We start from the raw sequence: 22,410 nt of genomic DNA, 5'->3' as shown, positions 1-22,410 counted from the left end.
CTACACAACACCGGGGACCCATCCGGTCATCCAAGAATTTTATATCGTCTGCCCACAAGGCCAGTCGCAACAAACTCAGGCAACCGATTCTGGAAGCCTTTCCGCCCTGGAGCAAGCCATGCAAGACCTCGATCCCGTCGAAACCCAGGAATGGCTGGACGCCCTGGAATCGGTTCTCGACAAAGAAGGCGAAGACCGTGCTCATTATCTGATGACCCGTATGGGTGAGTTGGCCACACGAAGTGGTTCGCAACTGCCTTACGCCATCACCACGCCGTATCGCAACACCATCCCCGTTACCCACGAAGCACGCATGCCCGGCGACCTGTTCATGGAACGCCGCATTCGCTCGCTGGTACGTTGGAACGCTTTGGCGATGGTGGTCAAGACCAACATCGGCGACCCGGATCTGGGCGGTCATATCTCCAGCTTCGCCTCCAGCGCAACCCTGTACGACATCGGCTTCAACTACTTCTTTCAGGCCCCGACCGACGAACACGGCGGCGACCTGATCTACTTCCAGGGTCACGCATCGCCAGGCGTCTACGCCCGTGCGTTCATGGAAGGCCGCATCACCGAAGACCAGATGAACAACTTCCGTCAGGAAGTCGATGGCAACGGTCTGTCGTCCTATCCGCACCCGTGGCTGATGAAAGACTTCTGGCAGTTCCCGACCGTTTCCATGGGTCTGGGTCCGATTCAGGCGATCTACCAGGCGCGCTTCATGAAGTACCTGGAGCACCGCGGTTACATCCCTGAAGGCAAGCAGAAAGTCTGGTGCTTCCTGGGCGACGGCGAGACCGACGAGCCGGAATCCCTGGGCGCCATCGCCCTGGCCGGTCGCGAGAAGCTCGACAACCTGATCTTCGTCGTGAACTGCAACCTGCAGCGTCTGGACGGTCCGGTTCGCGGCAACGCCAAGATCATCCAGGAACTGGAAGGCGTGTTCCGCGGTGCTCAGTGGAACGTGACCAAAGTCATCTGGGGCCGTTTCTGGGACCCACTGCTGGCCAAAGACGTTGACGGCATCCTGCAACGTCGCATGGACGAAGTCATCGACGGCGAATACCAGAACTACAAAGCCAAAGACGGCGCTTTCGTGCGCGAACACTTCTTCAACTCGCCAGAACTCAAGGCGATGGTTGCGGATATGTCCGACGACGAAATCTGGAAGCTGAACCGTGGCGGCCACGACCCGTACAAGGTCTACGCGGCGTACCACGCAGCGGTGAACCACAAGGGTCAGCCGACCGTGGTTCTGGCCAAGACCATTAAGGGTTATGGCACCGGCGCCGGTGAAGCGAAAAACACCGCGCACAACACCAAGAAGGTCGATGTCGACAGCCTGCGTCACTTCCGTGACCGCTTCGACATCCCGATCAAAGACGATCAGCTCGAAGCCCTGCCGTTCTTCAAGCCGGAAGAAGGCAGCGCCGAGGCGCGTTACCTGGCCGAGCGTCGCGCTGCACTGGGCGGCTTCGTACCACAGCGTCGCGCACAGAGCTTCAACCTGCCGACTCCGCCACTGGAAACCCTCAAGGCCATCCTTGACGGCTCCGGCGACCGCGAAATTTCCACCACTATGGCGTTCGTGCGCATCCTGACCCAACTGGTCAAGGACAAGGAAGTGGGTCAGCGCATCGTCCCGATCATCCCGGACGAAGCCCGTACTTTCGGTATGGAAGGCATGTTCCGTCAGTTGGGTATCTACTCTTCCGTAGGCCAGCTGTACGAGCCAGTCGACAAAGAACAAGTGATGTTCTACCGCGAGGACAAGAAGGGTCAGATCCTCGAGGAAGGCATCAACGAAGCCGGCGCGATGTCGTCGTTCATCGCGGCAGGTACTTCGTACAGCAGCCACAACCAGCCGATGATTCCGTTCTACATCTTCTACTCGATGTTCGGTTTCCAGCGTATCGGCGACCTGGCATGGGCCGCAGGCGACAGCCGCACCCGTGGCTTCCTGATCGGCGGCACTGCCGGCCGTACCACCCTGAACGGTGAAGGTCTGCAGCACGAAGACGGTCACAGCCACATCCTGGCCTCGACCATCCCGAACTGCCGCACCTTCGATCCAACCTACGGCTACGAGCTGGCGGTGATCATTCAGGACGGCATGAAGAAGATGTTCGAAGAACAACAGGACGTCTTCTACTACCTGACCGTGATGAACGAGTCCTACACGCAACCTGCCATGCCGGCCGGTTCCGAGGAAGGCATCATCAAGGGCATGTACCTGCTCGAAGAAGACACCAAGGAAGCCGCGCACCACGTGCAGCTGCTGGGTTCGGGCACCATCCTGCGTGAAGTACGCGAAGCGGCGAAGATCCTGCGCGAGCAGTTCAACATTGGCGCGGACGTCTGGAGCGTCACCAGCTTCAACGAATTGCGTCGAGACGGCCTGGCCGTAGAGCGCAGCAACCGTCTGAAGCCGGGTCAGAAGCCACAGTTGAGCTACGTTGAAGAATGCCTCAACGGCCGTAAAGGTCCGGTGATCGCTTCGACCGACTACATGAAACTGTTCGCCGACCAGATCCGTCAGTGGGTTCCGACCAAGGAATACAAAGTGCTGGGCACCGACGGTTTCGGCCGTAGCGACAGCCGCAAGAAGCTGCGCAACTTCTTCGAAGTTGACCGTCACTTCGTGGTGCTGGCAGCGCTGGAAGCCTTGGCCGATCGCGGCGATATCGAACCTAAGGTCGTGGCGGAAGCCATTGCCAAGTTCGGCATTGATCCTGAAAAGCGCAACCCGCTGGACTGCTAAGGTCTGCGTAACGATCGAATAGAGCGCTGAAACATGCGCGAAACAGCCGCCGATGCGGAATTTACCTCGGTAAATGAGCATCCAGGCTGTTTCGTTGCAGAAGACTCGGCGCAGTCGAGGAACAGGTTCTCCTAAGGAGAGACATTGTGAGTGAGTTAATTCGCGTACCCGACATCGGCAACGGTGAAGGTGAAGTCATTGAGTTGATGGTCAAGGTCGGTGATCGCATCGAGGCTGACCAGAGCGTGCTGACGCTGGAGTCGGACAAGGCAAGCATGGAAATCCCTGCGCCTAAAGCCGGTGTCATCAAGGCGATGAAAGTGAAGCTGGGCGACCGCCTGAAAGAAGGCGACGAATTGTTTGAGCTGGAAGTGGAAGGCGAAGCGGCGGCCGAGCCTGCTGCTGCACCTGCCGCTGCCGCGCCTGCCCCTACTGCTGAAAAGCCTGCCGAGAAGCCAGCCGAAGCCGAACCTGCGCCTGCCGCAGCGGCTGCACCTGCTGCTTCGGAAACTGTCCAGGACATTCACGTCCCGGACATCGGTTCGTCGGGCAAGGCTCGTATCATCGAGCTGATGGTCAAAGTGGGCGACAGCATCGAAGCTGATCAATCCTTGATCACCCTGGAATCTGACAAAGCCTCGATGGAGATCCCGTCTCCAGCCGCAGGCGTTGTCGAAAGCATCAGCGTCAAGGTCGAAGACGAAGTCGGCACTGGCGACCTGATTCTGAAACTGAAAGTGGCGGGTGCTGCACCTGCTGCCGCGCCTGCTCAGGCGGCTGCCCCGGCTCCGGCCAAGGCTGAAGCGGCTGCTCCGGCGGCCGCTGCTGCTCCGGCTGCGAAAGCTGAAAGCTCTACTGCGCCTGCTGCCGCACCCGCCGCCGCACCTGCGAACAATGGCGCCAAGGTTCACGCTGGCCCGGCTGTTCGTCAGCTGGCTCGCGAGTTTGGCGTCGAGCTGAACGCTGTTTCGGCAACTGGCCCACACGGTCGCGTGCTGAAAGAAGATGTACAGGCCTACGTCAAATCCATCATGACCAAGTCCAAGGACGCGCCTGCTGCTGGCGGCGCTGCGGGCGGCATGGGCATCCCGCCGATTCCGGAAGTCGATTTCAGCCGTTTCGGCGAAACCGAAGAAGTGCCGATGACGCGTCTGATGCAGCTGGGCGCAACCGGTCTGCACCGCAGCTGGCTGAACATTCCGCACGTCACGCAATTCGACCAGGCCGACATCACCGACCTGGAAGCTTTCCGTATCGCGCAGAAAGCCGTGGCTGAAAAAGCTGGCGTGAAGCTGACCGTGCTGCCGCTGCTGCTCAAGGCCAGCGCGCATATGCTCAAGGAACTGCCGGACTTCAACAGTTCGCTGGCGCCAAGCGGCAAAGCGATCATTCGCAAGAAATACTTCAACATCGGTTTCGCGGTGGACACACCGGAAGGCCTGCTGGTCCCGGTCATCAAGAACGTCGATCAGAAGAGCCTGCTGCAACTGGCGGCCGAAGCAGCCGAGCTGGCTGAAAAAGCGCGTTCCAAAAAGCTGTCGGCCAACGACATGCAAGGCGCCTGCTTCACTATCTCCAGCCTGGGTCACATTGGCGGCACCGGCTTCACGCCGATCGTCAACGCGCCGGAAGTGGCGATCCTTGGCGTGTCCAAGGCCACCATGCAACCGGTCTGGGACGGCAAGGCTTTCCAGCCACGCCTGATGCTGCCGTTGTCGCTGTCCTACGATCACCGCGTGATCAATGGCGCCGCTGCTGCACGCTTTACCAAGCGTCTGAGCGAATTGCTCGCGGACATCCGCACCATTCTGCTGTAAGCCGTACAAGGCCCGTTTCAAGCGAAACGGGCCTTCGCTTTTTCGAGCTGCCACGCTCGTACCTCAACCCCGCCCACTGGCGGGGCTTTTTTTGCCGTTTGAAAAGGCATCCATTCACGACAACAAGTCCCTACAGTATTCGGCCGAGCTGCCGATAGCTGATGATGCACAAACACCAGCCGCCTGATCCTCACCCCGACAATCCGGCCAATTACCTCCAGTAAATCAACCGTCTGCCGACAGATTTATAGCACTAAGCCATCGCGCTGACTTGTCAGCCTGTGCGCCATGATGCAACCTTGCGGCACGCGATTTAAAGACGGGCTCTTTGCCCGTGCGCGACAGCACCCTGAAAGCGAGTTCTTTCCATGAAAAGCCAACCCGATGCTGCCGGAAGACCGGCGGCCGAGGTCGTGACGCAACTACCGGTGCCCTCGCGGCTCGGCATGCTGCGTTTCGAGCGGCTGAACGAACCCGGCTGGGCCATGCTCTACCTGGATCCGAACTGCGAAAAGCAATTCAGCATGCCCGCCGTCGAGCTCTGCGCGCTGGTGGGTACGCCTTACGCCAGTCTCATGGAGCCCGAAGCGCGCTATCAATTGCACGACGCCGTGCAGATGCAACTGGCGGGCAGCGCCCATTACATCATTCGCTACACCCTGCACACGACGCGCGGCCCATTGGGGCTGGTGGAGATCGGTGAGGGATACAAGCAGCACAATCGGCATCTGCTGCGCGGGTATCTGATGGTGGTCGGTGAGCAAGCTGAGCCCGGCGAACTGGTCATGGGCCCCGATCTGGAGGTGCAGAACTCCCGCCTGCAGATCGCACTGGAACTCAACCAGCGTGCCCAGCACGAACAATTGCTGCACCTTGAGCGAGTTCGCGCGCAGCAGAGCCTGATTTTGCGTCTGGCGCGCCATCGCTACAGCTCGAACAACTCACTGCAGGAAGCCGCTGAGCTGATCACCAAGAGCGCTTGCGAGATTTACGACATCTCTTGCGCCAGTCTGTGGAATCTCAACGGCAAGACCCTTGAGCCGATTGCCGAGTACCGCCGGGATACCAGCACGTTCCCCAAGACCGGCGCGATCGACATCAGCGAATTCCCCAGCTACCTGGACGTGCTGCACACCAGCCGCGCCATTGACGTCAACGATGTCGAGCAGGATCCGCGTACGCGCGAGCTGGTTCAGCGACTGCGCACCCAAGACATCACCGCGATTCTCGATGCTGGGGTGCGCATTGATGGCCAGGTGGTGGGCGTGCTGTGCCTTGAGCAGACCGGCACGCCACGGGAATGGCAGTCCGATGAGATTGCTTTTGCCGGTGAGCTGGCCGATCAGTTTGCCCACGCCATCAACAATCACAACCGCCGCACCGCCACCAGCGCCCTGCACCTGTTTCAGCGTGCCGTGGAGCAGAGCGCCAATGCGTTTCTGCTGGTCAACCGCGACGGCGTGGTCGAGTACGTCAACCCAAGCTTCACCGAGATCACTCAATACCCGGCCGATGAGGTCCACGGACAGCAACTCTCGGAGCTGCCGGCGCTGGAAAATCTCAGCCCGCTGCTGCTCGACGCGAATTCCAGCCTGGTCAACGGGAACAGCTGGCAGGGCGAGTTCAAGAGCCGACGCAAAAATCTGGAACCGTACTGGGGCCAGCTGTCGATTTCCAAGGTTTACGGCGACAACCGCGAACTGACCCATTACATCGGCATCTACGAGGACATCACCCAGGCCAAGCTCTCCCAGCAGCGGATCGAGCGCCTGGCGTACACCGACAATCTGACCAGTCTGGGCAACCGTCCGGCGTTCATCCGAACCCTGGACGAGCACTTTGCCCGGGACGTCGAGACGCCGATCAGTCTTTTGCTGGTGGACATCGACAACTTCAAGCGCATCAACGACAGCCTTGGCCACCAGACCGGTGACAAGCTGCTGATCAGCCTTGCCCGTCGCCTGCGCAATAGCCTGAACCCGACCGGCATTCTGGCGCGCTTTGCCAGTAACGAATTCGCTGTACTGCTCGACGACACCACCCCAGAGGAAGGCCAACGCGTCGCCAGCCAGGTGCTGAGCACGCTGGACAAGCCAATGTTCGTCGACAATCAGTTGATCAGCGTAACCGGCTCGGTGGGGCTGGCCTGCGCGCCGATCCATGGCCGCGACCCGCAGACGCTGATGAAAAACGCAGGCCTGGCGCTGCATAAGGCCAAGGCCAACGGCAAGCATCAGGTGCAGGTGTTCACCGAAGCGCTGAACGCCGAGGCAAGCTACAAGCTGTTCGTCGAGAACAACCTGCGTCGCGCGCTGACACAGAACGAACTGGAAGTCTTCTACCAGCCCAAGCTGTGCCTGCGCAGTGGCCGTTTGCTGGGCATGGAAGCGCTGTTGCGCTGGAATCATCCGGAAAAAGGCATGATCCGTCCGGACCAGTTCATCAGCGTCGCCGAAGAAACTGGCCTGATCATCCCGATCGGGAAATGGGTCGCGCGCCAGTCCTGCCGCATGAGCAAACAACTGACCGCCGCCGGATACGGCAAGCTGCATGTGGCCATCAACGTGTCACCGAAACAGTTTTCCGATCCGGAGCTGGTTTCTTCGCTCGCCGGTATTCTGCGTGACGAACAGCTCGACCCGTCGCTGCTGGAACTGGAGCTGACTGAGGGCCTGCTGCTGGAAGCGACCGAAGACACGCGCCTGCAACTCGAGTCGCTTAAGACCCTCGGCTTGACCCTCGCGATGGATGACTTCGGTACGGGTTATTCGTCGTTCAGTTACCTGAAGAAATTCCCCATCGACGTGATCAAGATCGACCGCAGCTTCATTCGGGACATTCCCGATGATCAGGACGACATGGAAATCACCTCGGCGGTCATCGCCATGGCGCACAACCTCAAGCTGACCGTGGTCGCCGAAGGCATCGAAACGGCGGCGCAGCTGGCCTTCTTGCGTCGCCACCGCTGCGACGTTGGTCAGGGCTATCTGTTCGACAAACCGATTCCGGGCGAAGAGCTGATCGAGAAGTTGCGTCGCTACCCGCGCGGCCCTCTGGCCTGACACCCCCTTCCCCGCGTCATCTGAGTGCGGCACACTTGCCGCCCTGCATTTGCATCAGCCGATTCTGACCCCATATACCGTTTTCACTGACAACGCATGTCGGTTGTCCTGCCCCAGAGAGGATGTACCTCATGGTCTTGCGCTCGGAAATTCTTGTGAATAAAAACGCTCTCCCTACCGCCCAGCAAGCACTGCCTGGGCGCGAAACACCCATGGCCTTGCCTGAAACCCATTTCGTCAATGGCAACCCCCTGCTCGGACCATTCTTCGATGAAGTCGAGTTCGCCATCTTTGGCTTGGGTTGCTTCTGGGGGGCAGAACGTCGCTTCTGGCAGCAAGAAGGCGTGGTCAGCACCGTCGTGGGCTACGCGGGCGGTTTCACGCCGAACCCGACCTACGAAGAAGTCTGCTCGGGGCTGACAGGCCACGCTGAAGTGGTACTCGTGGTGTATGAGCCTGCGAAGGTCAGCTATGAGCAACTGCTGGCGATGTTCTGGGAATTGCACAACCCGACACAGGGCATGCGTCAGGGCAACGACATCGGCACGCAATACCGCTCGGTGATCTACGCGACGACACCTGAGCAACTGCAGGCGGCCAAGGCCAGCGCCGAGGTGTATCAAGCCGAACTGGCCAAGGCCGGTCTGGGAGAAATCACCACCGACATCGACCAGGCGCCCACCGTGTACTTCGCCGAGGCGTATCACCAGCAATACCTGGCGAAGAATCCCCAAGGCTACTGCGGTATTGGCGGGACGGGCGTCTGCATGCCGGCGTCGTTAAATCCCTAAACCGCTGAAAGCCTACTAAAGGCATCGAACTTTCAGTCTGCCTTGGCAGAGCGTCAAATGTTATTGATCGCGCCTGTCTACAGACTGAAAGTTTTAACGCCTCTGCGCATTCGAAATTAGAACGTTCAATCCAATCGCGAAGCAATCTAACCTTACGTCCATGGCATTGCTATGTTTGATTTATACCTGCCATGGAGATTAATGTAATGACTAAGCAAAGTGGTTCCTCAAACCGGCAAGCTGCACTCGACCCGGACTTTGAAAGCGATGTTGACGTGGACGGCTATGTTACTCAGTTGTTAGTCTTGCCAGACCGAAGCATCATCATGAGTCTTGATGGTGGCCGAGTACCGACGCGCTATTGCAAAACAGACCCGGAAGGAAAGATTGATACGAGCTTCGGTACAAATGGTTATCTGACGCTTCCCTTCCCGAGTGGGGTATCGCCCTTTCTAACTGCTGGCCTGCACAGCTTGCCCGGCACTGGAAAAGTGTTGATACGGCTGCTGGTCCGGGTGAGGTCCGATGAAAATACAAGCATGGATCCAGTAACCATGCCTGCAACGGCACGTCTATTTGAAGACGGGAGGCTGGACCAAGACTACGGAAAAGATGGCGTGCAATTTTACGTACTGCCGTTTGAGGAAGAAAAAGAGAGGAGTGATGTCTCTGACTCATTGAAAAATCAAAAAAAACCGCACGCCCAAACGGAGGTTAAAAACGCGCTGCTGGGCGATCTCGGACTGACATCGGAACAGCTGAAAAGTGCTAAGGATGGTAACTGCCAACGCTCCGCACACGATGACGGCATACAAAACACCAGTGACTGGGGCGGCTTCATTCATCTTCCAGAGGGCGGATGTTTTTTAGCAACCGAAATCTACCAGTCCGGTACAGATTTCTTGAACTACAAACTGCATGGCTACTTAATAAAACTTACAGAATCGGGTGAACTTGATAAGAGCTTCAACAACGTAGGCTACCTCCAATTGGAACCCGGCAAAAAGTTTTATCCGACTGGCCTTTATCTGACTCCAGGCGGCGACTCGTTTATTGTTAGCGGCGCTGTACGCTCGCCCACTGAATTACGCGGGAGCGAGAGTTTCGTCATGAAGATTGACAGCAGCGGTAACCTTGACAGCCAGTTCGCGGATCATGGCTATTTCAAAATAAGCACCGAGGTCGGCTATTTCCCCTGTCAAAGGATGATACCCGCAGATGAGAACCTCATTATTGTCGGTAACGTGGCTGGAGGAATTTTCTTGGCGTCCCTGAACCAGGAAGGGCAAATCCCCAAAAGTTTCAATGGGGGAAAAATAAAAATCATCTATCCCTTAACAGGACCTAACCTGCCGATCTCTGACGCTTTTCTGGACTCCAACGGCAAAATTGTCGTCTGTGGACGTTTCCAGACCCCACTTGGAGAGCCCAATGATGGCCTGATCGGGCGCTTTGATGCGCAGACAGGTGAGCCTGATGCGGGATTCGGCGATGAAAACGGCTTGGCGAGGGTTGAGGGTGCGCAATGGTGTGACGCAGGAGCACTGCAGGGGAGCAAGTATTTGTTCGGGACTGTACGAAGCGCTGGGGGCAGCACACTGGAAAGAGTGCTAGGTGACTCACAAATCTAGCCGACGTGTCCATTTAGCAACTGCATCAGCCCGCCTCAAACCATCAAAGGGTTCGAGGCAGGCTTTGGCCTTCGCGAATCACTACGCGAATCAAGCCTCCGCAATCAACCAATCCATCTTCCAGTCGCCTTGGGTCTGGCCGAGCTTCTTGGCCAACCATGGCATCAACTCGCGCAACTCTTCTTCCAGTCCCCATGGCGGATTGGCGATTGCCAGGCCGGAGCCGTTGAGGCTGTTCGGCGTGTCCAGCGGATGCACGAACAACTCGACCCGCAGCAGCTTCGGCGCACCGGTTTCGGCCAGGTCCTGATAGAAACGCTTGAGCGCGCGCTGGTCCTTGATCGGGTACCAGATGGCGGCGACGGTCTGGCGCATTCGCGCGATGGTTTCCTTGAGAGCGACGGAGCAGCGCTTCATCTCGTCCAGTTGCTCGAACGGCGGATCAATCAGCATCACCGCGCGCTTTTCATGCACGGGCAACAAGGCGCGGGGCACATGCCAGCCTTCGCCCAGGTGCACGGCGACACGCCGGTCGTATTTCATGTTGTCTTTGAGCAGCGCGCCATCTTCGGGGTGCTTTTCGTTGAGCAGTACGCGGTCCTGTTCGCGGGTGATGCGGCGGGCCAGTTCGGGCGAGCCCGGGTAGTAACGTAGTTCCCCGGTCTTGCGGTTCATGTGGCGGATCGCGTCGATGTAACCAGCCGCCATTTCAGGCACATCGTCGGCATCCCAGAGGCGGCCGATGCCTTCGATCCATTCGCCGGTGCGCGTGGCCTGATCGCCCTGCAAGTCATACAGGCCGATGCCCGCGTGGGTATCGAGGTAAGCGAGTGGCTGCTCCTTGCGCGACATGAGCGCGATCAAGCGAGTCAGAACGATGTGTTTGAAGACGTCGGCGTGGTTGCCGGCGTGAAAGGCGTGACGGTAATTCATGGCGGCTCCTGGAAGGCTGCGGAGTTTATCAAAACAGCCGAAGTTGCGCAGACCGCTCATGCCCTGCCGACGGAGGGAGCCCAAACGACAGGCAAAAAAATCCCCGGTTAAGCCGTTACAAAACCGGGGTGAGGCGCTTGCGCGGACCAGAGGGTGACCAAACCGTAGTCTGCGCGATGTAAGTGGGGCGATTATGCCAAATGAACTAAACGGTTACATAGCCGTAAACGACACGGTTATACGCATGCCAGACATCCACCGAGCCGGCACTTGCCGAGCCGACACGCACAGCTCCAGAATCGGATCAATCTCAATAAAAGGAGCGCACGTCATGATGCATGCAGACCTCATCGACCAGGACGACTTGATCAGCCAACTCAGGGCGATTGGTCTAGACGTGCCCTCCGGCATCAGTGCAGAACAGGCGTGTAGCCAAGCGGTGTGCGGTCTCAACAACGATCGCGCGCGGGCATTGCGGCAACTGGTTGAGAAACTGCTGACCGGCAGTGCAACCATTCTGCCGGCTGTGCGCCAAGCCATTGATCAGCAATTATTGCCTGCGCTGGCCACTTACAAACAGGGCCAAGCGCAGGCCTGAGCTAACCTTACGCGGTAATACGCAAGGGAACGTCGCCTTACAACCGCACACTCGCAAACGTCGATTCATTACGCGCCTGACTCAGCGCTGACAGCGGCCCGGACAACGGCGCGAGAACAAGCGACGGCGGGATCGGCAGCATTGCCACCTGTTGGGCGGTGTTGGAACCGACGCGCTCGTCCCGTGGCGGGATGCCGAAATATTCGCGGTAGCACTTGGAGAAGTGCGGCGTGGACACAAAGCCGCAGACCGACGCCACTTCGATGATCGACATCGGCGTTTGCTTGAGCAGCTGGCGGGCGCGTATCAGGCGCAGCTTGAGGTAATAGCGCGATGGCGAGCAGTGCAGGTATTTCTGAAACAGCCTTTCCAGCTGACGGCGGGACACGGCGACATACACCGCGAGTTCGTCCAGATCGATCGGCTCCTCCAGGTTGGCTTCCATCAGCGCAACGATTTCCTGCAGCTTTGGCTGGTTGGTGCCGAGCATGTGCTTGAGCGGAACGCGCTGGTGATCCTGCTCGTTACGAATCCGCTCATAGACGAACATTTCCGAGATCGCGGCGGACAGTTCGCGGCCATGATCACGGCTGATCAAGTGCAGCATCATGTCCAGCGGCGCGGTGCCGCCGGAGCTGGTGAAACGGTTGCGGTCGAGGGTGAACAGACGCGTGCTCATGGCAACGCGCGGGAAAGCTTCCTGCATCGCGGCCAGACATTCCCAGTGCACGCTGCAGTCGAACCCGTCCAGCAAACCCGCGCAGGCCAGAGCCCAGCTGCCGGTGCACACGGCGCCCAGACGACGGGACTGGCGCGCCTGACTCTGCAGCCAGCTGACGTGTTCGCGGGTCACGGTGCGCTGAATGCCGACGCCACCGCAGACGATCACGGTGTCGAGTACCGGCGCTTTGTGCATGGCCGCGTCCGGGGTGATCTGCAGACCGTCGCTGGCCCAGACCTGGCCGCCATCCGCCGTCAGTGTGGTCCAGCGATACAGCTCGCGGCCTGACAGCTGGTTTGCCATACGCAGGGGCTCGACCGCTGACGCGAGGGAGATCAGTGTGAAGTTGTCCAGCAGCAGGAAGCCGATGGATTGGGGCGCACGGTTCTGGGGTTGAGCCCCGGAGTTGAACGTAGTCATCACACTTTCTCCTCACGCGTAAAACGGTTGAAGGCCTCAGCAGAGGCTCTCGTTGTATCGCCCTCATCTGCGGAGAGCTTGGTCATTGCAACGCAAATGCCATGCCTAAAGTTGAATGAGCATTCAACTACTCCCGATTGCGACGTCGCGAAGCGTCTATTCGGGAGCGACACCACGATTCAAATCGCGACGTCGTGGCGGCTGAGCCATAGGCGCTGCGGGAGGGATGAGCAATTCCGTATCACATGTGTGAACCATCGGATAGGCAGGCGGTCGGGGAGTGTCACCCGACGCACGGGGTGATCGGTGGCCAGCGTCAGGCCGCAGATTCAGATGGCAACGCGCCAGCTCAAGGGAGACCACGCGCCAAAACGTAGCGGCCTCATCGAGCGGTGGGCGAAAAGCGAGCAGGCGGCTAAATGCGCCCCTGCTTTTATCCCAGAGAGTTCCCATGAACAGGCGTTACCCACTCAACACTCGACGGCGCTGACCGCCAGCCCGCCGCGCGAAGTCTCTTTGTATTTGTCGTGCATGTCGGCGCCGGTGTCGCGCATGGTGCGGATGACCCGGTCCAGCGAGATGAAGTGCTGGCCGTCGCCACGCAGCGCCATTTGCGCGGCATTGATGGCTTTCACCGCAGCGATGGCGTTGCGCTCGATGCATGGCACCTGAACCAGTCCGCCCACCGGATCGCAGGTCAGGCCGAGGTTGTGTTCCAGACCGATTTCAGCCGCGTTGCACAGCTGCGCCGGGGTGGCACCCAGGATGTCCGCCAGACCGGCCGCCGCCATGGCGCACGCCGAACCGACCTCGCCCTGACAGCCGACTTCTGCGCCTGAGATCGACGCGTTCTTTTTGCACAGAATGCCGATGGCTGCGGCGCCCAAGAGGTAATCGACCACGTTGGCTTCGCTGACCTCGTCGCTGAATTTGACGAAGTAATGCAGTACCGCCGGAATGATCCCCGCCGCGCCGTTGGTGGGCGCCGTGACCATGCGCCCTCCTGCGGCGTTTTCTTCGTTGACGGCCAGCGCGAACAGGTTGACCCACTCCATCGCGCTCAGCGTCGAGCCGATCACGTTCGGCTTGTTCAGCTCAAGAAGGCTGCGATGCAAACGCGCCGCACGACGACGCACGTTCAGGCCGCCCGGCAGGATGCCCTCGTGCTTCAAGCCCAGCTCGACACATGCCTGCATGGCACGCCACAGGTGCATGAGCCCGGCGCGGATTTCGTCTTCGCTGCGCCAGACCTTCTCGTTTTCCATCATCAGCTGCGACACTCGCAGACCGTGGGTTTCGCAGAGCATCAGCAGTTCATCGGCACTGGAGAAATCATAAGGCAGCACGGTTTCGTCGCGATCCAGCACGCCACTGGCGGCCTGGGCTTCATCGACGACAAAACCGCCGCCCACCGAGTAATAAGTGTCGCGATGAAACTCGCCCTGCTCATTGAACGCGACCAGCGTCATGGCGTTGGGATGGAACGGCAGGTTTTCGTCGATGAGCAGCATGTCGCGCTGCCAGATGAAAGGGATCGGGCAATCGCCATTGAGCTTTAGGGTGTCGGTTTCACGCAGTTCGGCAATGCGCTGGCCGATCAGCGCAGGATCGATCGCATCGGGCCACTCGCCCATCAGGCCCATGATCACCGCGCTGTCGCTGCCATGGCCGACGCCGGTTGCCGACAGCGAGCCGTAGAGCCGTACTTCCAGGCGTTGCACCTGCGCCACTTGATCGCGTTCGCGCAGCCCCTGAACGAACAATGCTGCCGCGCGCATGGGGCCGACGGTGTGTGAGCTGGAGGGGCCGATACCGATCTTGAACAGGTCGAACACGCTGATAGCCATTAACCGCAAACCTCCGTAAACAGGGCTCCCGGCGCGCCGCGCGGCCGGCGACGGAGCTGCTACGCTCAAGCAGCGATCCATCGAGATGGCGGCATCATCAGCCTTTTGTTTTGCAGGGCGGCGTCTCACACCGACTCACCCATGCCCACCAACGTCGCGTCTGCTTGAACCGGTGCCTGAGCACGATCGGCTGCCGATTCGGGCACTTTTTGCCGTATCGTCACTCTGCTTTTGTCCCGGGAATCATTCGGCGAGCAGGGAAAAAACCTGTAAGCGACGTCACTGATACTGGATACGACGCCCTGTGTACTGGATACGACGCCCCCTGTAGGCGTTTGTTTTTCCCTGTTACATGATCGTTGTCGACTCAATCGCCAGACGCAGTGATGGAGCTGTTTTCCCAACTTGACTCGCCGACACCATAAAACGCATCAACTGCGGTTGATGCCGAGAAAAAAACACCAAAGGAGTCCAACATGAAAGGTTCACAAAGGCTGTTACTGGGCGTTGCGCTGAGTCTCCCGATCCTGGCCCAGGCCGCAGAGCCTGCCGCTTGCCAGATGGTCAATTTTTCCGATGTGGGCTGGACCGACATCACAGCGACCACCGCCGTCACCAGCGTCGTGCTGCAGTCGCTAGGCTACAAAACCAAAACCACGATGATTTCCGTGCCAGTGACCTACAAGTCGCTGGCCGATGGCAAAAACATGGACATCTTCCTCGGCAACTGGATGCCGACCATGGAAAACGACATCAAGGCCTACCGCGATGCCGGCACCGTAGAGACGGTGCGTGCCAACCTTGAAAACGCCAAGTACACCCTCGCCGTTCCCCAGGCCCTGTACGACAAGGGGCTTCACGACTTCGCCGACATCGTCAAATTCAAGAAAGAGCTCGATGGCAAAATCTACGGCATCGAGCCGGGCAACGACGGCAACCGCCTGATCCAGAGCATGATCGACAAGAACGCCTTCGGCCTGAAAGACGCAGGCTTCAAAGTCGTCGAGTCGAGCGAAGCGGGCATGCTGTCCCAGGTCGACCGCGCTTCGCGACGCAACACCGACGTCGTGTTCCTGGGCTGGGAACCGCACCCGATGAACACCCGCTTCAAAATCAAATACCTCACCGGCGGCGATGACTTCTTCGGCCCCGACTTCGGCAAAGCCACCGTCTACACCAACGTGCGCAAGGGCTACACCACCGAGTGCAGCAACGTCGGTCAATTGTTGAAGAACCTGTCGTTCACGCTGCCGATGGAAAGCGCGTTGATGGGCAACATCCTCGACGACAAGAAAAAACCTGAAGTAGCCGCCAAAGCGTGGCTGAAAGCCAACCCTCAAGTACTCGACACCTGGCTGGCGGGTGTCACCACCGTGGACGGAAAACCTGGCCTGGAAGCCGCAAAAGCCGAGCTGACGAAGTAACGCGACAGGCAGGCGGGTACGCCCGCCTGTTGTCCTCTTTTCATCCCGCACGCGGACAACCCATACCATGCTGACTGATCATAAAATCCCCCTGGGCGAGTACATCGCCGGCTTTGTCGAATGGCTGACGCAACACGGCGCCAGCACCTTCGACGCCATCGCTTCCTCACTGGAAACCATGATTCACGGCCTGACCGGCGGGCTGACCTGGTTCAACCCCTTCGTGCTGATCGGCTTGGTTGCCCTGCTCGCTCACTTCATTCAGCGCAAATGGGGCCTGACCGCATTTGTGATCATTTCCTTCCTGCTGATCCTCAACCTGGGGTACTGGCAGGAAACCATGGAGACCCTGGCGCAGGTGCTGTTCGCCACGGCGGTCTGTGTGGTGATCGGCGTGCCGCTGGGCATCATTGCCGCGCACAAGCCGATGTTCTACACCTGCATGCGTCCGGTGCTCGACCTGATGCAGACCGTCCCTACTTTCGTTTACCTGATCCCGACCCTGACCCTGTTCGGCCTCGGCGTGGTGCCGGGCCTGATTTCGACGGTGGTGTTCGCGATCGCTGCACCAATTCGCCTGACGTATCTGGGCATCTGTGATGTCCCGCAAGAACTCCTCGACGCCGGCAAAGCCTTCGGCTGCTCGCGTCGTCAGTTGCTGTCCCGTATCGAACTGCCCCATGCAATGCCGAGCATCGCGGCCGGCATCACCCAATGCATCATGCTGTCGCTGTCGATGGTGGTGATTGCCGCGCTGGTGGGCGCGGATGGTTTGGGCAAACCTGTGGTCAACGCACTGAACACTGCTGATATCGCTCTGGGCTTCGAAGCGGGCCTGGCGATCGTATTGCTGGCGATCATGCTCGACCGGATCTGCAAACAACCGGACGCCAAAGTGAGGGCCGACGCATGAGCATCATCAAATTCGATCAGGTTGACGTCGTCTTCTCCAAAGACCCGCGTGAGGCACTCAAGCTCTTGGACCAGGGCCTTACGCGGGCAGAAATCCTCAAGAAAACCGGTCAGATCGTCGGCGTCGAAAAAGCCACGCTGGAGATCAACAAAGGCGAGATCTGCGTACTGATGGGGCTGTCGGGCTCCGGCAAATCCAGCTTGCTGCGGTGCATCAACGGCCTGAACACGGTCAGCCGCGGTTCGCTGTTCGTCGAGCACGAAGGCCAGCAGATCAATATCGCTGCCTGCACCCCCGCCGAGCTGAAGATGATGCGCACCAAGCGCATCGCCATGGTGTTCCAGAAGTTCGCCCTGATGCCGTGGCTGACGGTGCGTGAGAACATCAGTTTCGGTCTGGAAATGCAGGGCCGCCCCGAGAAAGAGCGGCGCGCGCTGGTGGACGAAAAGCTGGAGCTGGTAGGCCTGACCCAGTGGCGCAACAAGAAGCCGGACGAGCTGTCGGGCGGCATGCAGCAGCGTGTCGGCCTGGCCCGTGCGCTGGCGATGGACGCCGACATTCTGCTGATGGACGAGCCGTTTTCGGCCCTCGATCCGCTGATCCGTCAGGGCCTGCAGGATGAACTGCTGGTGCTGCAGAAGAAGCTGAACAAGACCATCGTCTTCGTGAGTCACGACCTGGACGAAGCGCTCAAGCTGGGCACCCGCATCGCGATCATGAAGGACGGCCGGATCATTCAGTACAGCGTGCCGGAAGAGATCGTGCTCAACCCCGCCGATGAATACGTGCGGACATTCGTTGCCCACACCAATCCGCTAAACGTGCTGTGCGGTCGCAGCCTGATGCGCCCGATCACCCAGTGCACGCGCATCAACGGTTCTCAGGTCTGCCTGGACCCGAGCGACGACACATGGATTGATCTGTCCGAAGGCAACGCCATCACCGGCGCCCACCAGCATGGCGCGACCCTTGATCTGCAAAGCTGGGAGCCGGGCCAGTCGGTGGAAACCCTTGGCCGCAAGCCGACCGTCGTCCACTCCGACATCGGCATGCGCGACGCCCTGCAGATCCGCTATCACACCGGCAACAAGCTGGTGCTGCAGGAGAACAACCAACTGGTCGGCATCCTCGGCGACAGCGAGTTGTACCACGCATTGCTAGGCAAGAATCACGGCTGATAGCAGCTGCAAGCTTCAAGTTTCAAGCCGCAAGAAAAAGGCCGCCACGCCTCGACTCTTGCGGCTTCGAGCTCAAAGCTTGTGGCTGCTTTTCTGCGCCCCCGCTTTTTTGTTGATTGAACGTTCAATTAAAAAGCTTTACAGTGGACGTCGTTTCCAGCCACTCACGATCACCCGGCACATCAAGGAGTCCCACAGATGCCCAAGGTCGGTATGCAACCCATTCGGCGTCAGCAGTTGATCCAGGCCACCCTGACGGCGGTCGATCAGGTCGGGATGGGCGATGCCAGCATTGCGCTGATCGCCAGACTGGCGGGGGTCTCCAACGGCATCATCAGTCACTACTTTCAGGACAAGAACGGCCTGATCGCAGCGACGATGCGCCACCTGATGAATGCGCTGATCGCCAGCGTCGCCGAGCGGCGCCGGGCATTGAACGACGATAGCCCGCGGGCTCACCTGAAAGTGATCATCGAGGGCAACTTCGATTCCAGTCAGGTCAACGGTCCGGCGATGAAAACCTGGCTCGCCTTTTGGGCAACCAGCATGCATTCGCCCTCGCTGCACAGGCTGCAGCGGATCAACGATCACCGTTTGTATTCCAACCTGTGCTGCCAGTTCCGTCGCGCATTGCCGTTGGACGAAGCACGCAGCGCAGCCCGGGGGCTGGCGGCATTGATCGACGGCTTGTGGCTGCGCGGCGCGCTTTCGGGCGACGCCTTCGACACCGAACAAGCGCAACGGATCGCCTACGAGTACATGGACTTTCAACTGGCAAAAGCGCCGAGCTGAGGCAGCCGGCATCACGACCAAGGCAGCGCACGGCGCACTCGGTCGTCACCCAAACCAGACTACTGCGAGGATTTTATGGCCCGTTTCGAACTGCAAAAACTCTACATCGACGGCGGCTACGTGGACGCCAGCAGCAACGCGACCTTCGAAGCCATCAACCCGGCCAATGGCAAAGTCCTGGCCCAGGTGCAGCGCGCCACCAAGGAAGACGTCGAACGCGCCGTTGTCAGCGCTGAAAAGGGCCAGAAAGTCTGGGCCGCCATGACCGCCATGGAGCGCTCGCGCATCCTGCGTCGTGCCGTCGACATCCTGCGTGAACGCAACGATGAGCTGGCCGAACTGGAAACCCTGGACACCGGCAAGGCGATCTCCGAAACCAAATACGTCGACATCGTCACCGGCGCTGACGTGCTGGAGTACTACGCCGGCCTGGTGCCCGCGATCGAAGGCGAGCAGATTCCGCTGCGTGACACTTCGTTCGTCTACACCCGCCGCGAGCCGCTGGGTGTCACCGTCGGCATCGGCGCGTGGAACTACCCGATCCAGATCGCCCTTTGGAAGTCCGCCCCTGCGTTGGCAGCTGGCAATGCGATGATCTTTAAGCCAAGCGAAGTCACCTCGCTGACCACGCTGAAGCTGGCAGAGATCTACACCGAAGCCGGCGTGCCGGACGGCGTGTTCAACGTGCTGACCGGTGCCGGCAGCGACGTGGGCAGCTGGCTGACCGAGCACCCGCGTATCGAGAAGATCTCGTTCACCGGCGGCGTGCAGACCGGCAAGAAAGTCATGGCCAGTGCGTCGAGCTCGTCGCTCAAGGAAGTGACCATGGAGCTGGGCGGCAAGTCCCCGCTGATCATTTTCGACGACGCCGATCTGGATCGCGCCGCTGACATCGCGATGATGGCGAACTTCTACAGCTCGGGTCAGGTCTGCACCAATGGCACTCGCGTGTTCGTGCCGAGCGCCCTGAAGGCAGCGTTCGAAGCGAAAATCCTTGAGCGCGTCAAACGCATCCGCGTTGGTAATCCGCAAGACGACAACATCAATTTCGGCCCGCTGGTGAGCTTCGCGCACATGGAAAACGTGCTCGGCTACATCACCAAGGGCAAGGAAGAAGGCGCCCGCCTGCTGATCGGCGGCGACCGTCTGACCGAAGGTGAGCTGGGTGACGGTGCATTCGTCGCGCCGACCGTGTTCACCGACTGCACCGATGAGATGACCATCGTCAAAGAGGAAATCTTCGGCCCGGTCATGAGCATCCTCAGCTACGACACCGAAGAAGAAGTGATCCGTCGCGCCAATGACACCGAAATGGGTCTGGCTGCCGGCATCGTGACCAGGGACCTGAACCGCGCGCACCGTGTGATCCATCAACTGGAAGCCGGTATTTGCTGGATCAACGCCTGGGGCGAGTCCGACGCGAAGATGCCGGTCGGTGGCTACAAGCAGTCGGGCGTGGGCCGTGAAAACGGCATCAGTTCGCTGGCGCAGTACACACGCATCAAGTCTGTGCAGGTTGAGCTGGGCGATTACGCGTCGGTGTTCTAAAGCAGCTTTAAGCGGCAAGCGGCAAGCCTCAAGACAAAGCAACTGCAGTCCTGGTTTGCCGCTCACCCCATCAATCTCGCAGGCGCCGCCTCGCTGCTTTTTCTTGCAGCTTGAGGCTTGACGCTTGCAACTCCCAAGGAGATTTATCTTGGAATACGACTACATCATCATCGGCGCCGGCTCGGCCGGTAACACCCTGGCAGCCCGTCTCACTGAGGACGCAGGCGTCACCGTGCTGTTGCTTGAAGCAGGCGGCCCGGACTATCGCGCCGACTTCCGCACACAGATGCCGGCCGCGCTCGCGTTCCCGCTCCAGGGCCGTCGCTACAACTGGGCCTACGAGACCGAGCCAGAGCCGCACATGAACAACCGCCGTATGGAATGCGGTCGCGGCAAGGGCTTGGGTGGGTCGTCGCTGATCAACGGCATGTGCTACATCCGCGGCAACGCCATGGACTACGACGGCTGGGCGAAAAACCCGGGGCTGGAAGACTGGTCTTACCTCGATTGCCTGCCGTACTTCCGCAAGGCCGAAACCCGCGACATCGGCCCGAACGACTACCACGGTGGCGAAGGCCCGGTCAGCGTGACCACGCCCAAGGCCGGCAATAACCCGCTGTTCGCCGCGATGGTTGAAGCAGGCGTGCAAGCCGGTTATCCGCGCACCGACGACCTCAACGGTTATCAGCAGGAAGGTTTCGGCCCAATGGACCGCACCGTCACGCCGTTCGGCCGTCGCGCCAGCACCGCCCGTGGCTATCTGGACGAAGCGAAGAAGCGCTCGACCCTGACCATCGTCACTCACGCGCTGACTGACCGTATTCTGTTCGACAACAAGCGCGCCGTCGGCGTGGCCTACATGGTCGGCGACAGCGACACCCGCATCGAAGCGCGCGCTCGCAAGGAAGTCCTGCTGTGTGGTGGCGCAATTGCCTCGCCGCAGATCCTGCAGCGTTCCGGCGTCGGCCCTGCGCCGCTGCTGAAGAAGCTCGACATCCCGGTCGTTCACGACCTGCCGGGCGTTGGCGAGAACCTGCAAGACCACCTGGAAATGTATTTGCAGTACGCCTGCACAGAGCCGGTCTCGCTGTACCCTTCGCTGCTGTGGTGGAACCAGCCGGCCATCGGTGCAGAGTGGATGTTCCTCGGCAAAGGCATCGGCGCCAGCAACCAGTTCGAGGCGGGCGGTTTCATTCGTTCGCGCAAGGAATTCGAGTGGCCGAACATTCAGTACCACTTCTTGCCGGTCGCGATTAACTACAACGGCAGCAAGGGCGTGCAAGAGCACGGTTTCCAGGCGCACGTCGGCTCGATGCGTTCGCCAAGCCGTGGCCGCGTGCAGTTGAAGTCGAAGAACCCCCGCGAGTACCCGAGCATTCTTTTCAACTACATGGCTTCCGAGCAGGACTGGCAGGAATTCCGCGACGGCATTCGCCTGACCCGCGAGATCATGCAGCAGCCGGCGCTGGACAAATACCGTGGCCGCGAAATCAGCCCGGGCATCGACGTGCAGAGCGACGAGCAACTGGACACCTTCATCCGTGAGCACGCCGAGACCGCGTATCACCCGTCCTGCTCGTGCAAGATGGGCACCGATGAGATGGCAGTCGTCGACGGCCAGGGCCGTGTGCACGGGATGGAAGGGCTGCGCGTGGTGGATGCGTCGATCATGCCGCTGATCACCACCGGCAACCTCAACGCGCCGACGATCATGATGGCCGAGAAAATCGCCGACAAGATCCGTGGCCGCGCCCCGCTGCCGCGCAGCACCGCCGATTACTACGTCGCCGGCGACGCGCCAGTACGTGGCAAGCCGATGCGTGAAGTGGGCCCGTTGGCGCAGCAATAAACGCCAATCACAAGACCGGCTCAAACCGGTTCCACAATGGGCGTGAGCCAGTTTCACTAGCGGCGTGCGCTGTGTCAGTGGGACCGGCTTCAGCCGGGAAGAGGCCGGTGGATACACCCTCA

General features: G+C 59.8%; 15 protein-coding genes. 12 read left to right on the top strand and 3 right to left on the bottom strand.

Annotated elements, in window-relative coordinates; genetic code table 11:
• Window positions 1-118 precede the first annotated feature (118 nt).
• The 5 genes from aceE to BMY98_RS20405 all read left to right on the top strand — a co-directional run bounded on the left by aceE (window position 119) and on the right by BMY98_RS20405 (window position 10,065).
• Window positions 119-2,764: a pyruvate dehydrogenase (acetyl-transferring), homodimeric type gene (gene aceE / locus BMY98_RS20425; RefSeq protein WP_074892179.1), complete on the top strand. Its 2,646-nt coding sequence runs from the start codon at window positions 119-121 to the stop codon at window positions 2,762-2,764.
• A gap of 146 nt (window positions 2,765-2,910) precedes the next feature.
• Window positions 2,911-4,581, top strand: a complete 1,671-nt coding sequence (gene aceF, locus BMY98_RS20420) for a dihydrolipoyllysine-residue acetyltransferase (protein ID WP_074892177.1) — start codon at window positions 2,911-2,913, stop codon at window positions 4,579-4,581.
• 368 nt (window positions 4,582-4,949) lie between these two features.
• Window positions 4,950-7,643, top strand: coding sequence for a putative bifunctional diguanylate cyclase/phosphodiesterase (locus BMY98_RS20415; RefSeq protein WP_074892175.1), 2,694 nt, complete (start codon window positions 4,950-4,952; stop codon window positions 7,641-7,643).
• A 131-nt stretch (window positions 7,644-7,774) separates the two neighbouring features.
• Window positions 7,775-8,434 (top strand): peptide-methionine (S)-S-oxide reductase MsrA, encoded by a 660-nt coding sequence (gene msrA, locus BMY98_RS20410; RefSeq protein ID WP_074892173.1) that lies wholly within the window; start codon window positions 7,775-7,777, stop codon window positions 8,432-8,434.
• A gap of 206 nt (window positions 8,435-8,640) precedes the next feature.
• Window positions 8,641-10,065 (top strand): hypothetical protein, encoded by a 1,425-nt coding sequence (locus tag BMY98_RS20405; RefSeq protein WP_074892171.1) that lies wholly within the window; start codon window positions 8,641-8,643, stop codon window positions 10,063-10,065.
• Between the two features lie 90 nt (window positions 10,066-10,155).
• On the opposite strand, the gene BMY98_RS20400 is transcribed toward BMY98_RS20405, so the two are convergent.
• Window positions 10,156-10,998 (bottom strand): 23S rRNA (adenine(2030)-N(6))-methyltransferase RlmJ, encoded by an 843-nt coding sequence (locus BMY98_RS20400; RefSeq protein WP_074892169.1) that lies wholly within the window; start codon window positions 10,996-10,998, stop codon window positions 10,156-10,158.
• 331 nt (window positions 10,999-11,329) lie between these two features.
• Between BMY98_RS20400 and BMY98_RS20395 the strand changes: the two genes are divergently transcribed.
• The gene (locus BMY98_RS20395; protein ID WP_074892167.1) at window positions 11,330-11,596 is read left to right on the top strand and encodes a hypothetical protein; all 267 of its coding nucleotides are present in this window, start codon (window positions 11,330-11,332) and stop codon (window positions 11,594-11,596) included.
• 37 nt (window positions 11,597-11,633) lie between these two features.
• Here the strand turns inward: BMY98_RS20395 and gbdR are convergent, their stop codons facing one another.
• Window positions 11,634-12,737 carry a choline metabolism transcriptional regulator GbdR gene (gbdR, locus tag BMY98_RS20390; protein WP_074892165.1) on the bottom strand — a complete coding sequence of 368 codons (1,104 nt, stop codon included), beginning with the start codon at window positions 12,735-12,737 and terminating at the stop codon, window positions 11,634-11,636.
• A 470-nt stretch (window positions 12,738-13,207) separates the two neighbouring features.
• Window positions 13,208-14,584: an L-serine ammonia-lyase gene (locus BMY98_RS20385; protein ID WP_074892163.1), complete on the bottom strand. Its 1,377-nt coding sequence runs from the start codon at window positions 14,582-14,584 to the stop codon at window positions 13,208-13,210.
• Between the two features lie 476 nt (window positions 14,585-15,060).
• On the opposite strand from BMY98_RS20385, the gene BMY98_RS20380 reads away from it, so the two are divergent.
• From BMY98_RS20380 to betA, 6 genes are all read left to right on the top strand, one after another.
• On the top strand, window positions 15,061-16,008 hold the full coding sequence (locus BMY98_RS20380) for a choline ABC transporter substrate-binding protein (protein WP_074892161.1): 948 nt from the start codon (window positions 15,061-15,063) through the stop codon (window positions 16,006-16,008).
• Between the two features lie 67 nt (window positions 16,009-16,075).
• Window positions 16,076-16,921, top strand: coding sequence for a choline ABC transporter permease subunit (gene choW, locus BMY98_RS20375; RefSeq protein WP_074892159.1), 846 nt, complete (start codon window positions 16,076-16,078; stop codon window positions 16,919-16,921).
• Window positions 16,918-18,099 (top strand): choline ABC transporter ATP-binding protein, encoded by a 1,182-nt coding sequence (choV, locus tag BMY98_RS20370; RefSeq protein WP_074892157.1) that lies wholly within the window; start codon window positions 16,918-16,920, stop codon window positions 18,097-18,099. The genes choW and choV overlap by 4 nt, the downstream gene beginning before the upstream one ends.
• 198 nt (window positions 18,100-18,297) lie before the next feature.
• Window positions 18,298-18,891 carry a transcriptional regulator BetI gene (gene betI / locus BMY98_RS20365; protein ID WP_074892155.1) on the top strand — a complete coding sequence of 198 codons (594 nt, stop codon included), beginning with the start codon at window positions 18,298-18,300 and terminating at the stop codon, window positions 18,889-18,891.
• 75 nt (window positions 18,892-18,966) lie between these two features.
• The gene (gene betB / locus BMY98_RS20360) at window positions 18,967-20,439 is read left to right on the top strand and encodes a betaine-aldehyde dehydrogenase (RefSeq protein WP_074892153.1); all 1,473 of its coding nucleotides are present in this window, start codon (window positions 18,967-18,969) and stop codon (window positions 20,437-20,439) included.
• 148 nt (window positions 20,440-20,587) lie between these two features.
• Window positions 20,588-22,288 carry a choline dehydrogenase gene (betA, locus tag BMY98_RS20355; RefSeq protein ID WP_245760098.1) on the top strand — a complete coding sequence of 567 codons (1,701 nt, stop codon included), beginning with the start codon at window positions 20,588-20,590 and terminating at the stop codon, window positions 22,286-22,288.
• Window positions 22,289-22,410: the final 122 nt, after the last annotated feature.

It is taken from the genome of Pseudomonas graminis (genome assembly GCF_900111735.1).
GTDB classification, from domain to species: Bacteria; Pseudomonadota; Gammaproteobacteria; order Pseudomonadales; family Pseudomonadaceae; genus Aquipseudomonas; species Aquipseudomonas graminis.
The sequence above is the reverse complement of the archived record's forward strand: the minus strand, read 5'-3'. Positions and strand labels throughout refer to the sequence as shown.